This is a genomic window from Providencia sp. TYF-12, from assembly GCF_041344805.1.
GTDB lineage: Bacteria > Pseudomonadota > Gammaproteobacteria > Enterobacterales > Enterobacteriaceae > Providencia > Providencia huashanensis.
Genome location: NZ_CP166833.1, coordinates 3,811,666 through 3,826,940, shown reverse-complemented (window position 1 = coordinate 3,826,940; position 15,275 = coordinate 3,811,666). Strand labels below are relative to the sequence as shown.

Annotated in this window: 13 protein-coding genes; all 13 read left to right on the top strand. The window is 43.2% G+C overall.

Features of this window, described 5'->3' with window-relative positions:
• Positions 1 to 546: 546 nt before the first annotated feature.
• Complete coding sequence (locus ABE954_RS17830) at positions 547 to 2,346, top strand: arylsulfatase (RefSeq protein ID WP_113767319.1); 1,800 nt, start codon at positions 547 to 549, stop codon at positions 2,344 to 2,346.
• A gap of 165 nt (positions 2,347 to 2,511) precedes the next feature.
• Positions 2,512 to 4,788: a carbamoyltransferase HypF gene (gene hypF, locus ABE954_RS17825; RefSeq protein WP_230233182.1), complete on the top strand. Its 2,277-nt coding sequence runs from the start codon at positions 2,512 to 2,514 to the stop codon at positions 4,786 to 4,788.
• 605 nt (positions 4,789 to 5,393) lie between these two features.
• Positions 5,394 to 6,512: a hydrogenase 2 small subunit gene (hybO, locus tag ABE954_RS17820; RefSeq protein WP_042846126.1), complete on the top strand. Its 1,119-nt coding sequence runs from the start codon at positions 5,394 to 5,396 to the stop codon at positions 6,510 to 6,512.
• A 2-nt stretch (positions 6,513 to 6,514) separates the two neighbouring features.
• Positions 6,515 to 7,501, top strand: coding sequence for a hydrogenase 2 operon protein HybA (gene hybA / locus ABE954_RS17815; RefSeq protein ID WP_206226755.1), 987 nt, complete (start codon positions 6,515 to 6,517; stop codon positions 7,499 to 7,501).
• On the top strand, positions 7,485 to 8,672 hold the full coding sequence (gene hybB / locus ABE954_RS17810) for a Ni/Fe-hydrogenase cytochrome b subunit (RefSeq protein ID WP_042846124.1): 1,188 nt from the start codon (positions 7,485 to 7,487) through the stop codon (positions 8,670 to 8,672). The genes hybA and hybB overlap by 17 nt, the downstream gene beginning before the upstream one ends.
• A complete protein-coding gene (gene hybC / locus ABE954_RS17805; RefSeq protein ID WP_371025641.1) occupies positions 8,669 to 10,372 on the top strand; it encodes a hydrogenase 2 large subunit in 1,704 nt (567 codons plus the stop codon). Before hybB ends, hybC begins: the two co-directional genes overlap by 4 nt.
• Positions 10,372 to 10,866 carry a HyaD/HybD family hydrogenase maturation endopeptidase gene (locus tag ABE954_RS17800; protein WP_042846121.1) on the top strand — a complete coding sequence of 165 codons (495 nt, stop codon included), beginning with the start codon at positions 10,372 to 10,374 and terminating at the stop codon, positions 10,864 to 10,866. Before hybC ends, ABE954_RS17800 begins: the two co-directional genes overlap by 1 nt.
• The gene (hybE, locus tag ABE954_RS17795) at positions 10,859 to 11,344 is read left to right on the top strand and encodes a hydrogenase-2 assembly chaperone (RefSeq protein ID WP_048606210.1); all 486 of its coding nucleotides are present in this window, start codon (positions 10,859 to 10,861) and stop codon (positions 11,342 to 11,344) included. Before ABE954_RS17800 ends, hybE begins: the two co-directional genes overlap by 8 nt.
• Entirely contained in the window at positions 11,344 to 11,685 is a 342-nt protein-coding gene (gene hypA / locus ABE954_RS17790; RefSeq protein ID WP_042846119.1) for a hydrogenase maturation nickel metallochaperone HypA, read from the top strand. The genes hybE and hypA overlap by 1 nt, the downstream gene beginning before the upstream one ends.
• A 90-nt stretch (positions 11,686 to 11,775) precedes the next feature.
• Positions 11,776 to 12,828 (top strand): hydrogenase nickel incorporation protein HypB, encoded by a 1,053-nt coding sequence (gene hypB, locus ABE954_RS17785; RefSeq protein WP_042846118.1) that lies wholly within the window; start codon positions 11,776 to 11,778, stop codon positions 12,826 to 12,828.
• The gene (hybG, locus tag ABE954_RS17780; protein ID WP_042846117.1) at positions 12,819 to 13,115 is read left to right on the top strand and encodes a hydrogenase maturation factor HybG; all 297 of its coding nucleotides are present in this window, start codon (positions 12,819 to 12,821) and stop codon (positions 13,113 to 13,115) included. The genes hypB and hybG overlap by 10 nt, the downstream gene beginning before the upstream one ends.
• A complete protein-coding gene (hypD, locus tag ABE954_RS17775; protein WP_071548597.1) occupies positions 13,099 to 14,211 on the top strand; it encodes a hydrogenase formation protein HypD in 1,113 nt (370 codons plus the stop codon). Before hybG ends, hypD begins: the two co-directional genes overlap by 17 nt.
• A complete protein-coding gene (gene hypE / locus ABE954_RS17770) occupies positions 14,212 to 15,237 on the top strand; it encodes a hydrogenase expression/formation protein HypE (RefSeq protein ID WP_072065734.1) in 1,026 nt (341 codons plus the stop codon). It abuts the gene before it with no gap.
• Positions 15,238 to 15,275: the final 38 nt, after the last annotated feature.

The window sequence follows — 15,275 nt, the reverse complement described above, 5'->3', positions numbered from 1 at the left end:
TTAGGTAAAAAAAAACCTGAATTTTTATACGTTTTAAAGACGCATAAAAATTCAGGTTCTTGCCTAGTCAAGCTAGTAACACACCATTCGCTATATATTTAAAACGGGTTGATTTTTTTTACAATATTAATTTATGAGAACTGTGATCTGATACCTGTTTTTATAAATATATCTGCTATGTTAAATCTGCAGTAATTTAATTGTAACTACATGAATTTATTTTTTATATTTAATTATTTTCATTTTTTTATATTCGTTTCTAGGTAAATAGTAGGTTTTATTTGACACTAATCACAACTATTCTTATTTAAATAATTTGGTTATATGAGACCTTGATGTTGTTCACAAAAACCTAAATTATAGATTGTGAATTTAATTTATTTTGATTAGATAGATATACTTTGGGTGTGTTACTAGCTTGACTAGGCAAAAACCTGAGACTTATAGCGTTGCAGTTATAGGTCTCAGGTTTTTTTGTTTTTATACCTTTCATTAAAAATATAAGTTAGCACTTTTCGTTAGCGAATGTCTTATAAGCGAGGCTTTATGTTTAACAAAGAAAAAAGAAAAATTAAGAAACAGTTTCTTTCGCGGCTACCACATAAGCACAAAATACTTAGTCAGTGTGTGAGTGCTGCATTTGGTGGTGCATTGCTACTGTCAACATCAGTTACTGCCAGCGCTGCTACGGATAACGTTGTGGCGGCTAAAAAGCAGCCGAACGTGATTCTAATTGTGCTTGATGATGTTGGGTTTGCTGATTTTGGGGCATTTGGTTCAGAGATTAAAACGCCAAATATTGATGCATTAGCTGAATCTGGGGTTCGTTACAACCGTTTTGATACCAGTGCTATCAGTGCTCCAACACGAGCAGCTATTGTGACTGGGCGTAATAACCAAACCGTTAATATGGAAGATTTACCGCCTGATAACGTCAATGCACCATCGAAAGAAACACCTAAAGGTTCAGGACCTGCCACCAGTGGGGAAATTCCTGAAAATGCACAAAACATTGCACAAGCGCTGAAGTCTGCGGGTTACGATACCTATGCGCTAGGCAAGTGGCATTTAGCACCAAACTATAAAGATGATTTAGCGCGTAGTCAAAGTTTTTGGCCAAGGCAGCGGGGATTTGATTATTTTTATGGTTTTTTAAGTGGCCATACAAATCAGTATAAACCAGCACTAGTTGAAAATAATCAAAAGATTACACCACCTAATAACCCTGAATATCATTTGTCGGTTGATTTAGTTGATCATGCGATTCAACGTATTGACCAAAAATCAGAGCAGCCGAAGTTTATTTATTTGGCTTTAGGAGCCGCTCACTCACCTTATCATGTACCAAAATCATATATCCAAGACTACAATGGCAAGTATGATCAAGGGTGGGATAAGCTACGTTTAGACCGTTTTGAGAAACAGAAAAAACTCGGTGTTATCCCGGCAAATACAATTTTGCCGTCAAGGGAAAAAGGGGATGCCGCATGGGATTCATTAAATGCTGAGCAGAAAAAAGTCTATGCGAGGTTTATGGAAACCTATGCAGGTTTCATGACGCATACGGATGAACAAATTGGCCGTTTAGTGGATCACTTAAAAGAAACAGGTCAATACGATGATACGCTAATTATTCTATTATCTGACAATGGAGCCGCACCAGAAGGCGGAGTTAATGGCGGTTTTAGAACAGCATATATGGATAAAACCACGGTTAAGGAAATGTATGATAACCTTAACGATGCGGGTGGACCAAAAACGGATATGTTGTATCAACGCCCATGGGCATATGCGGGTGCCACGCCATTTAAGCGTTATAAATTGTGGCCTTATTTAGGAGGGGTTCGCACACCTCTGATTGTTTCATGGCCAAGTCAGATCCAAGAACCAAATAGTATTCGTTCCCAATATGTCAGTGTGATTGACATTGCGCCTACTATTTTAGACGCTGCTGGAACCTCGTTTGCCACTGAAATTGATGGCGTTAAACAAGTTCCTGTTGCTGGAAAATCATTCTTAGCTACATTGAATTCTGCTGATGCAAAAACACGTGATGTTCAGTATTTCCAATTACGTAGTCAAAGAGCGATCACCCAAGGTGACTGGCGTGCAGTTGCATTACACCGCTATAACACTAGCTACGATGATGACCAATGGCAGTTGTTTAATACAGCTGAAGATTTTTCTGAATCAACCGACTTAGCGAAAAAGTACCCAGAAAAATTGAAAGAGTTACAGCAATTATGGTGGGATGAAGCGAGAAAATACAGTGATCCTGCTGTTGTCGACCCATCCGAGTTTTTCTATAACTTCAACCGTATGGAAGATGGTTTTATCAGCGATTAAATAAGTAAACTCATTTTTTAGCTAAAATAGCCACAAAAGTTGTTTTGTGGCTATTTCTATTGAGCGTGTATTGTTAATATTTTTCTATACTTTTTTGATCTTAAGTGAAGTTTTCTTTAACTATTAGCGTGAAAATATACCCTTAGTAATAAAGAGGGTGTGTAAGTGGAAAACGGAATACAGCTTCGTATAAAAGGTAAGGTTCAGGGGGTAGGGTTTCGGCCATATATTTGGCAACTTGCTCATCAATGCCATCTTTATGGTGACGTTTGTAATGATGGTGAAGGGGTGCTAGTTCGTTTATGTGCAGGCACTAATTTAAGCGAGTTCATACAATTACTACATCAACACTGCCCGCCTTTAGCACACATTGAAAGCGTACAATCAAGTTCATTTCAATGGCAGATATTACCTGAGAGCTTTACTATTCGCCGTAGTGGCGAAGGTCGAATGGATACACAAGTGATCCCCGATGCGGCAACTTGTGATGCGTGCTTGCAAGAACTTTTTACTCCCTCAAATAGGCGTTTTCATTACCCATTTACTAACTGCACCCATTGTGGTCCAAGGTTTACCATTATCCGCCATATGCCGTACGACCGACCAAACACGGCAATGGCTAACTTCCCATTATGCGCACATTGTTTATCTGAATATCAATCACCAGCCGATAGGCGCTTTCATGCTCAACCCAATGCTTGTGCGCAGTGTGGTCCAGAAATTAAGCTTTGCGATGGTTTAGGGCAAACTTTAGCGCAAAAAGAGGATGCTCTGTTATTGGCAACGGAGCAAATATTGCTTGGCAAAATTATTGCAATAAAGGGGTTAGGCGGCTTTCATCTAGCTTGTGATGCGACGAACGATGACGCGGTGAAACAATTACGCCGACGTAAGCGGCGGCCTACAAAACCGTTTGCAGTGATGGTCCCGTCCATAGGTTGGCTAGAGGATGAAAATATAAAGGTTAACAATGGGTTAAAGGCATTATTAAAAAGTCCTGCGGCACCTATTGTCTTAATTCATAAATGGGCGAATAACTCACTGAGTGCAGCGGTTGCTCCTGAACTGACAGAGTTAGGTGTGATGTTACCTTCCAACCCTTTACAGCACCTATTGATGGCAAAAGTGAAACGGCCATTAATTATGACTTCTGGTAATGCCTCTGGAAAACCCCCCGTATTAACTGAGGCAGATGCATTTACTGATTTAGCGAATGTCGCTGACTTTTGGTTGACACATAACCGAGACATTGTGCAGCGAGCTGATGACTCCTTAGTCCGTTACCACGATGGGCAGGCTGAAATGTTAAGGCGTGCAAGGGGTTATGTCCCTGATGCATTGGCCTTACCTAAAGGGTTTGAAAATGCGCCCTCAATACTCGGTTTAGGTGCGGATCTAAAAAATACTTTTTGCTTGTTGCGGGGCAATAGTGCAGTGATGAGCCAGCATTTTGGCGATCTTGATGACATGGATATTTGCCAACAATATCAAGATACGATTACTTTATTTGAGTCAATTTATCGCTTTATACCGAGTGTCATTGTGGGGGATATGCACCCAAACTATGTGAGTTACCGTTACGGAGAAACATTGGCGCAACAACGACAAATTCCCTTCATTAAGGTACAGCATCACCATGCTCATATCGCTGCTGTAATGGTAGAACATGGCTTGCCGTTAGATGGTAGTAAAGTGATTGGCTTAGCCCTAGATGGCTTAGGTTATGGCGATGATAATCGACTATGGGGAGGGGAATGTTTATTAGTCGATTACAACACTAGCCAGCATTTAGGGGGGCTACCGCCAGTAGCGCTACCCGGAGGTGAATTAGCATCGCGGCAGCCTTGGCGCAATTTATTGGCCCATTGGTTACAGTTTGTTCCACAGTGGCAGCAACAGGAAATGGCATTGCAGTTAAAGGAATTTCCTTGGCAGGGTTTGCAAAAAGCGATTCAACGAGGAGTTAACAGCCCCGTAGCTTCATCGGTAGGTCGGTTGTTTGATGCAGTTGCCGCTGCGTTAGGGATTTGTACGGCGGCGACCAGTTGGGAAGGGGAAGCTGCGTGTCAGCTCGAAGCATTAGCTTCGCAATGTGATGTTATGACGCACCCAGTCAGTATGCCTTTAATTGGCCAGCAATTGGATTTAAAAACGTTTTGGCAACAATGGGTTGCTTATCAAGCCCCTAAAGTGCAGCGTGCCCATGCATTTCATGTTGCTCTAGCACAAGGTTTTGCCGAACTTGCTAGAAAGTCAGCTCACCAATATGGTATTCACCGGATAGTGCTGTCTGGAGGGGTTATTCATAATCAGTTATTAAGGCGGTTGCTGGTCAGTAATTTGAACGAATTTGATGTACTGTATGCTAAACAATTACCCATGGGGGATGGGGGGTTATCATTAGGGCAAGTAGCTATTGCAGCAGCAAGATTAAAAGTTTAATTGAATATAGATACGATGATAATGAAATTATATAAGTGGATGGTAATATCTTCTTATACACCCATATTCTATTATTATCTTTATTATTTTTTGATATTGATTCTTATTTACTTTATTTCTCTGTATTAAAAATAGGCTTTTTATTAATACGCAAATTTCGGTTAATTAATTTAATTTAAAATAATGGTTTTCATTATCCTTATGAAAATAAATAAATTTTATATTTAAATTAATGTGATATGTAGCGCAATATTGAATTAAACAGACTATTTGTTTCTATGGTTATATTTTTTAATCCTCACGAACTGAATCGATTTTTCTAACAAATATATAAAAAAGATAAATTTTCTTATTACCTCTTGATAAAGATCAAGCGATAAAAAGCAAGTAGGAATAGGATCTTGTTTTATATTTATGCATCAGGTTACTTAAATAAGAACTTATTTCATTAGGCATGGTTTTATTTTCAATCTTACGGTAACAATACTAGCCAAAGGCGTATGCACATTAGGGCATAGGCGTGGTGGTATTTATAACCTCAAGATAATAAACAAAATTTGCCTAATGAATAGGTTCTAAGCCACCCATAATAATAGGAAAAAAGAATGATAGGAGATAACTCTATTATTTCTTCTCATGGTATAAACCGCCGTGATTTTATGAAGTTATGTACAGCATTGGCAGCAACAATGGGGCTAAGCGCGAATGCGGCCGCTCAAATTGCTGAATCTATTAGTGACCCATCACGTCCCCCCGTTATTTGGATTGGGGCTCAAGAGTGTACGGGCTGCACAGAGTCTTTGCTGTGTTCTACTCACCCCACCTTGGAAAACTTAATTCTTGATACGATTTCACTGGAATACCATGAGGTATTGTCCGCCGCTTTTGGAGAACAGGTCGAACAGAACAAGCATGCTGCGATAGAGAAGTATAAAGGCAAGTATGTATTAGTCGTTGATGGTTCTATCCCATTGAAAGATGGTGGTATTTACTGCATGGTTGCAGGAAAACCGATTGTTGAGCATATCCGTGAAGTGGCTGAACATGCGGCGGCGGTAATTGCTATTGGTTCTTGTGCATCATGGGGCGGTGTTGCGGCTGCTGGGGATAACCCAACAGGTGCAGTTGGCCTCAACCAAGTAATTAAAGATAAAACGGTTATTAATATCCCTGGTTGCCCACCAAACCCACATAACTTCCTTGCGACAGTTGCTCATTTAATTACCTTTAACAGACCTCCAAAACTAGACAGTAAAAATCGCCCAATGTTCGCGTACGGTCGATTAATTCATGAACACTGTGAACGTCGTCCTCACTTTGATGCGGGACGCTTCGCAAAAGAGTTCGGGGATGATGGTCACCGTGAAGGTTGGTGTTTATACCATTTAGGTTGTAAAGGGCCCGAAACTTACGGTAATTGCTCCACATTACAATTTTGTGATGTCGGTGGCGTGTGGCCAGTGGCAATTGGTCATCCTTGCTATGGTTGTAATGAGGAAAATGTGGGTTTTCATAAAGCTATCCACCAGCTTGCGAGTGTTGAAAACCCAACACCGCGTGCGGACAAGCCTGATGTGAATAACCGTGAAGGTGGGCAAATATCATCAACCGCAGTGGGGTTAATTGGTGGCGTTGTAGGGCTAGTGGCTGGTGTGAGTGTGATGGCTGTGCGTGAATTAGGTCGTCAAAAACGCCAACAAGATACTGACTCACGGGGAGAATAACCGTGAATAGACGAAATTTTCTTAAACTCTCCGCTGGGGGAGCACTATTAGCTGGTAGCTCGCCTAGTTTAGCTGGGGCAGAGAACCGGCCGCCAATTCCGAATTCTCTTGGCATGCTGTATGACTCGACGCTATGCATTGGTTGTCAGGCTTGTGTCACTAAGTGCCAAGATATTAACCACCCTGAGCGCAACCCTGCTGGGGAGCAAACGTGGTCAAATAACGACAAACTGACCCCTTATACCAATAATATTATTCAGGTCTGGAGTAGCGGGACTGGGGTTAATAAAGATCAGGAAAAAGACGGCTACGCTTACATCAAAAAACAATGCATGCATTGCGTTGACCCTAACTGTGTGTCGGTTTGTCCTGTTCAAGCATTAAAGAAAGATCCGAAAACAGGCATTGTCCATTACGACGCTAGTGTGTGTACCGGTTGCCGTTATTGCATGGTGGCATGTCCATTCAATATTCCTAAATATGCTTACGATGACAAATTTGGTGCAATTCATAAATGTGAGCTATGTAACCAAAAAGGTGTAGAGCGCTTAGATAAAGGGGGGTTACCGGGGTGTGTAGAGGTTTGCCCTACAGGAGCAGTGATTTTCGGTACGCGTGAAGAACTGCTGGCAGAAGCAAAAAAACGTTTAACACTCAAAGCAGGGGATGAATACGGTTACCCTCGCCAAACTTTGCATAGTAATGACCCGAATGTCATTAAAGTACCTAAATATGAGTCGCACATATATGGCGAGCTTGAAGGTGGCGGTACGCAGGTGATAGTGCTTTCAGGGGTGCCTTATCAGAATCTTGGGTTACCTGAACTAGACCAGCTTTCTACCGGCGCTCGCTCTGAATATGTGCAGCATACCCTTTATAAAGGCATGGTGTTGCCATTAGCCGCACTAGCAGGGCTGAGCTTCTTGGTATACCGCAATACCAAGAATGACAAACACGAAGGAGATGACTCAAATGACGACGCATCATAAAGAACAGCCGCTCGGTGGGCGTTTAGTCAGTTGGCCAATAATGGTCTTTGGGCCGTTGGTTCTAATTTGTGTCATTCTGATTATAAAACGTCTGGTTTTTGGACTCGGTTCCGTTTCTGACTTAAATGGCGGCTATCCATGGGGAATTTGGATTGCTTTTGATCTGCTGATTGGTACAGGGTTTGCTTGTGGCGGTTGGGCACTGGCTTGGGCAGTGTACGTATTTAATCGCGGAGAATATCATCCGTTGGTACGTCCTGCATTACTCGCTAGTTTGTTCGGTTATTCGCTTGGTGGTTTATCGATAACTATCGATGTGGGGCGTTACTGGAACTTACCTTATTTCTATATTCCCGGCTTCTTCAATACCAATTCGGTGCTGTTTGAAACGGCAGTATGCATGACGATTTATATCGGGGTCATGGCCTTAGAGTTTGCCCCAGCATTGTGTGAGCGTTTTGGTTGGAAGGTCTCGTTAAAACGCTTGAATAAAGTCATGTTTTTCATTATTGCATTAGGAGCCTTGTTACCCATGATGCACCAATCCTCAATGGGGTCATTGATGATTTCTGCGGGATATAAAGTTCATCCTATTTGGCAAAGTTATGAAATGCTGCCGCTGCTCTCACTGTTGACCGCGTTCATTATGGGTTTCTCGATTGTTATTTTTGAAGGTTCATTGCTGCAAGCTGCCTTAAAGGGGCAGGGGGCTGACGAACGACCATTATTTGTGCGATTAACGCAAATTCTGCAAGTGCTCTTGATATTGTTCTTAGCCTGCCGATTTGGTGAGTTGATTTACCGCGAAAAATTACATCACATTTTTAATGGCGATTTTTACGCCATGATGTTCTGGATAGAAACCGTGTTAATGGTGATCCCTCTGGTTATTTTCCGTATTCCATCGCTGAGAAATGACTCGCGTTGGTTATATATCAGTGGGTTGAGCATGTTAATCGGGGCGGCAATGTGGCGGATGAGCTACTCCCTTGTCGCGTTCAATCCGGGGGGCGGTTACGACTACTTCCCAACAACAGAAGAACTTTTAATTTCAATAGGTTTTGTGGCAATTGAGGTATGCGCTTATATCTTATTGGTCCGCTTACTACCTGTTATCCCAGCATTGAAAAAAACAACGATGAGCCATTCACAGGCCCGAGGTAAAGCATGAGCCAACGTATAACAATAGATCCAGTCACTCGTATCGAAGGTCACTTACGCATTGATTGTGAAATTGAAGATGGAAAGGTCACTAAGGCTTGGGCTTCAGGCACTATGTGGCGCGGTATGGAGGAAATCGTCAAAGGGAAAGACCCTCGTGATGCATGGATGATCATGCAGCGTATTTGCGGGGTTTGTACGACTGTCCATGGTATTGTATCTGTCCGCACGATTGAAAGCGCTTTGAATATTGATGTACCTGTTAATGCGCAGTACATCCGTAATATGATTTTAGCCGCGCATACTATTCAAGACCATATTGTCCATTTTTATCAGTTATCTGCATTAGATTGGGTGGATATCACCTCCGCATTAAATGCCGACCCAAATAAAGCCGCTGAAATCTTAAGCGGTATTTCAACTTGGCCGCTCAATAGCGCCGCAGAATTTACACGCGTGCAAGATAAAATTAAAAAATTAGTCGCAAGTGGTCAATTAGGCATTTTTGCTAATGGTTATTGGGGGCACCCAGCGATGAAATTGTCGCCAGAGGTAAACTTAATTGCGGTGGCTCACTATTTACAAGCCCTTGAGTGCCAAAGGGATGCAAACCGTATTGTGGCATTGTTAGGGGGGAAAACACCGCATATTCAAAACCTTGCTGTTGGTGGTGTGGCAAACCCAATCAACCTTGATGGGGTTGGTGTACTTAACCTTGAACGCTTGATGTATGTGAAATCTTTTATCGATCGTTTGGGGGATTTTATTGAGCAAGTGTACAAAATCGATGCGGCTGTTATTGCTGCGGGTTATCCTGAGTGGTTAGAAGTTGGTCAAGGTGCTCAAAATTATATGTGTATGCCTGAAATGCCAATGGATGGTAAAAATGGTAGCTTCTTATTGCCCGGTGGTTACTTAGAAAATAGTGACTTTAGTACTTATCGCCCAATTACCAGCCATACAGATGAGTATTTGATCAATGGTATTAAAGAAAGTAGCAAACATGCATGGTACAAAGAAAACGAACCACAAGCGCCATGGGAAGGAACCACTAACCCTGACTACACTGGTTGGGATGATGACGGTAAATATTCATGGGTAAAAGCACCGACTTTCTACGATAAAACTGTTGAAGTGGGACCGTTGGCAGACTTACTGTGCAAACTGGCAGCAAAACATGAGCCAACGGAAAAACATTTTAACGATGTAGTGAACCTGTACCAAACTCTGTCAGGTAACAGTATTAGCATCGACCAACTGCATTCCACATTAGGTCGTATTATTGGTCGTAGCGTGCGTTGCTGTGTATTGAATGAAACGTTGTCGATTCAGTGGCAAGCGCTGGTGGATAACATCGGCAAAGGGGACTTTACCACCTTTGTTAAACCGAACTTCCCAGAAAATGCCACCATCAAAGGGGTTGGCTTTGGGGAAGTACCTCGTGGGCTACTTTCCCACTGGGTGGTTATCAAAGACGGTAAAATTGAAAATTACCAAGCCGTTGTGCCATCGACATGGAACTCAGGCCCACGTAACTTTAACGATAAACCGGGTCCGTACGAACAAGCCCTTGTGGGAACACCCGTTGCTGACCCAACAAAACCTTTAGAAGTAGTCAGGACCATTCACTCCTTTGACCCTTGTATGTCTTGTGCTGTACATATTGTGGACACTGAAGGTGGTGAAGTCACTAAGGTTAAGGTGCTGTAATGCGTATTTTAGTCTTGGGTGTTGGCAATATCTTATTGAGTGACGAAGGGATAGGTGTGCGTATAGTGGAAGCGTTAGAAGAACGTTATCACTTGCCCGAATGTGTAGAAGTGCTAGATGGTGGTACTGCTGGTATGGAATTGATCGGCCCAATGGCCGACCGTGACCATTTGATTATTGCGGATGTGGTGTTATCGAGCCAGCAGGCTGGCTCAATTTTAGTACTACGCGATGACGAAGTGCCCGCATTATTTACCCGAAAAATTTCCCCTCATCAACTTGGCCTATCAGATGTGCTATCGGCTTTGCATTTAACGGATGAATTCCCCCAACGTCTAACCTTAGTCGGTGTGGTACCTGAATCCCTTGAACCGCATATTGGCTTAACGTTAACGGGGCAAGCTGCCCTTGAGCCCGCGTTGAGAAAAGTGGTTGAAGTGCTGCGCAGCGAAGGCCTAGAGGTGATTGCCAAAGAAGAGAGTTTACATGTCTGATGATATTAAAGGCTATGAAGCCAATCCCCGGCCTCTTGTTGAGGCCGCATTTCAGCGTGTTGTAGAGCAATCGATGCATGATTTATCTTTTTTACATCCGACTATGCCGGTTTACGCCAGTGATTTTGTCTTGTTTGAACATCAATGGGTAGGCGTTGTTATCACTCCATGGATGTTAAGCGCTGTTATTTTGCCCGGCCCTGAACAATATTGGCAGCGGCGTAGTGTGGGGGACAAATTAGGGTTAATTCTGCCTTACGGTGAAATGACTTACACCGTAGGGGAACTTGAGGGGTTAACGCAATATTTGGCTTGCTCTTTAATGTCACCATTAGATAAAGGCTTGAGCATTGAGCAAGGTATTCACCTTGTGGATGATTGTCGCCGGATTTTGCTGTCATTGCCTGTTAGCGACCCAAATATTCCGCAATCACCTGCACGTCGCGCTTTATTTGCTCGTCATTTGAAGGGGGCATAATGCATGAGGTTGCTCTGTGCCAAAGCACAGTAGACATTATTGAGCAGCAAGCCAAGCTAAATGCGGTAACACGAGTTTCAGGGGTTTGGTTAGAAATTGGAGCGCTCTCTTGTATTGAAGAGGGGGCTTTTCGTTTTTGTTTTGATATTGCTTGCCGCGGTACGGTGGCGGAGGGGTGTCAACTTCATGTTATCCATACTCCTGCGCAGGCTTGGTGTTGGGATTGCAGTAAAATGGTGGAAGTCGAAAGCCACCAATCAGGCTGCCCGCAATGTCAGAGTTTTAATTTAAAGGTTGAGAATGGCGACAGTTTACGCATCAAAGAGCTCGAAGTTGAATAGTTTTTCAGGTTGGGTTTGAGGTGCATCAACCAGTCTCAATGGATTATGTATTAACCTAATTTAACAATCTCATTGTTGGGAGTGAAACTTATGTGTAGTACTTGTGGGTGTGCTTCAGGGGAGCGCAAGATCGAGGGCGATGACCCTCATCACGACCATAATCATCACCATGACCACCCTCATGATCATCATCACGACAATGATCACCATCATGGACACGATCATCATGATCATGGGCTTTCGCACCAAGACGATAACCAAGGGCAAACGGTTATTATCCATCATCATTATTATCATCAAGGTGATGTGCATAATCACTATCACCAATATGAACCGGCTCCCGTCGAGGCGAAATCAAAAAAACATAAACATAAGCATAAGCACAAACATGTTTATCAAACTCTAGAATCAAGCTTTAAACCTGCGGGGGAGCATCACGATCTGGATTATGGCCACGGGGAGGCAGGGACTCATGCACCGGGGATTAGTCAAAAACGCATGCTGCAAATCGAAATGGATGTATTAGATAAAAACAATCATCTTGCAGAGCATAACCGTGATGGGTTTAACCAAAAAAATATTTTAGCGTTAAATTTAGTTTCCAGCCCCGGTTCGGGTAAAACAACGTTATTAACTGAAACCCTATTAAAAATGCGGGGCAAAGTAAATTGCGCAGTCATCGAGGGGGATCAGCAAACCACCAATGATGCGCAGCGTATCCGTGAAACGGGAGTACCTGCTATTCAAGTGAATACAGGTAAAGGTTGCCATTTAGATGCACAAATGGTGCATGATGCGGCCGCACGTTTAGGTCTAGAAGATAATAGTTTGTTATTTATTGAAAATGTGGGGAATTTAGTATGCCCTGCAAGTTTTGATTTAGGGGAACGTCATAAAGTCGCAGTGCTTTCGGTAACGGAAGGGGAAGATAAACCCTTAAAATACCCACATATGTTTGCGGCTGCAGACATTATGTTACTGAATAAAATCGACTTACTACCTTATTTACATTTTGATGTGGACGCTTGTATTGCCAATGCCAAACAAGTGAATCCAAACATCCAAGTGATCCAAGTCTCTGCGACGCAAGGAGATGGTATGGACGCATGGCTAGCGTGGCTGGAGACTCAGTTATGTGCTTAGGCATTCCGGGAAAAATTGTCGCAGTGGGTGAAGATATTCACCAATTGGCGCAAGTGGATGTGTGTGGTGTAAAGCGGGACGTTAATATTGGTTTAATTTGTGAAGGGGAAACTTCAGATTTATTAGGCCAATGGGTATTAGTACACGTCGGCTTTGCCATGAGTATCATTAATGAAGAAGAAGCACAATCGACGTTAGATGCCTTAACGGCAATGAGCCAATTAGATCATGAAGTGAGCGATTTTAGTGGGTTAACAGTAGGAGACTCTGATGCAGTACGTCGATGAGTTTCGAGACCCAACGTTAGCGCAGGCATTATTAAGCCATATCCGTAAACGAGTGAGTGACATTCCACAAGCGAAGTTCCGCCCATTACAACTCATGGAAGTGTGCGGCGGCCATACCCATGCTATTTTCAAATTTGGTATTGACCAACTTTTACCTGATGAAATTGAATTTGTGCATGGGCCGGGCTGCCCTGTCTGCGTATTACCGATGGGGCGTATCGATGGCTGCATTGAAATTGCGGAGCGCCCAGAAGTGATTTTTTGTACTTATGGGGATGCCATGCGAGTGCCTGGTCAAAAAGGCTCATTATTAGATGCCAAAAGACGTGGGGCTGATGTACGTATTGTTTATTCTCCTCTTGATGCGCTAGCGTTAGCTGAACAGCAGCCTGAACGCCAAGTGGTTTTCTTTGGCTTAGGCTTTGAAACCACCATGCCGAGTACGGCGATCACCTTGCAGCAAGCAAAACGCCGTCAGCTCAATAATTTTACGGTATTTTGCCAACATATTACTATTATCCCAACGCTTAAAAGCCTGTTAGAACAACCTGATGTACGTATTGATGGCTTTTTAGCACCGGGGCATGTCAGCATGGTGATTGGCTCTCAGCCTTATCAATTTATTACGGATGACTTTCATAAACCGCTGGTGGTAACGGGGTTTGAACCACTTGATATTCTGCAATCCATAGCGATGCTTGTTGACCAACTTGCAGATGGCCGCTGTGAAGTAGAAAACCAATATAAGCGTATTGTATCTGATCATGGCAATATGTTGGCATTAAAAGCATTGGGTGATGTTTTTGAATTAAAAACAACGAGCGAATGGCGTGGACTTGGGGAGATTGCGGGTTCAGGTGTTCAGCTCTCGAAAGCTTATCAAAGTTTTGATGCAGAATTACGTTTCCAAATACAGCCTCATCAAGTGGCTGATGACCCGCAAGCTCGTTGTGGTGATGTCTTAACGGGGCGTTGTAAACCGAATGAATGTGCTCTATTTGGCAAACGTTGCACGCCTCAAACAGCATTTGGTGCATTAATGGTTTCTTCAGAAGGCGCTTGTGCGGCTTATTATCAATATCGTCGGGAGGCATAAATGAGTCGTGATGCTAACAATGTGGTGACGATGGCACATGGGAGCGGCGGGCAGGCTATGCAGCAACTGATAGAACAGTTGTTTTTGCAGGCATTTGCCAATCAAGCACTTAATGAAAGGGAGGACCAAGCGCGGTTATCATTGGCGGAGTTAACGGCTTTAGGTGACCGTTTAGCTTTTAGTACTGACAGCTATGTGATTGATCCTATTTTTTTCCCTGGTGGCAATATTGGTAAGCTTGCCGTGTGTGGTACGGTTAATGACGTAGCGGTGAGTGGCGCTATTCCTAAATATCTTTCTTGCGGTTTTATATTGGAAGAAGGTTTCCTTCTATCTGAATTACAAACTATTGTTGAATCCATGGCAGCAACAGCTGCCGCCGCAGGCGTTGAGATTGTGACCGGAGATACTAAAGTGGTGCAGCGTGGAGCTGCCGATAAAGTCTTTATTAACACTGCTGGTATTGGGGTGATCCCAAGTGAGATCCGTTGGGGGGCCCAGCAAATTCAAGCGGGTGACAAGGTAATAGTGAGTGGCACTTTGGGCGATCACGGCGCAACCATCTTAAACTTACGAGAACAGCTTGGTTTGGAAGCTGAGCTAAATAGTGATTGCGCGGTATTAACGCCATTGATTGAACCACTGCGCAATATTGAGGGGGTCCGTGCATTACGGGATGCCACCCGTGGCGGGGTTACTGCTATTTTGCATGAATTTTCACAGGCCAGTGGGTGCGGAATCGCGGTGAATGAAGGGGATTTACCCGTTTCTTCTGCTGTTAGAGGGGTTTGTGAACTATTAGGTTTAGAGCCACTTAACTTCGCTAATGAAGGTAAATTGGTGATTGTGGTTAAACCTGACGCAGAAAGCGCAGTACTCGGCGCGTTGCGCAGCCATCCATTAGGCGAAAATGCTGCTACCATTGGTTGTGTCACAGAGCAAAAACAAGTGAAATTAGTCGGGGTTTTTGGTGCCTCAAGGCTGTTAGATTTACCACACAGTGAGCCATTACCACGTATTTGTTAATCAGATGCCCTATAGGCAAAAAACTATAGGGCAAACTA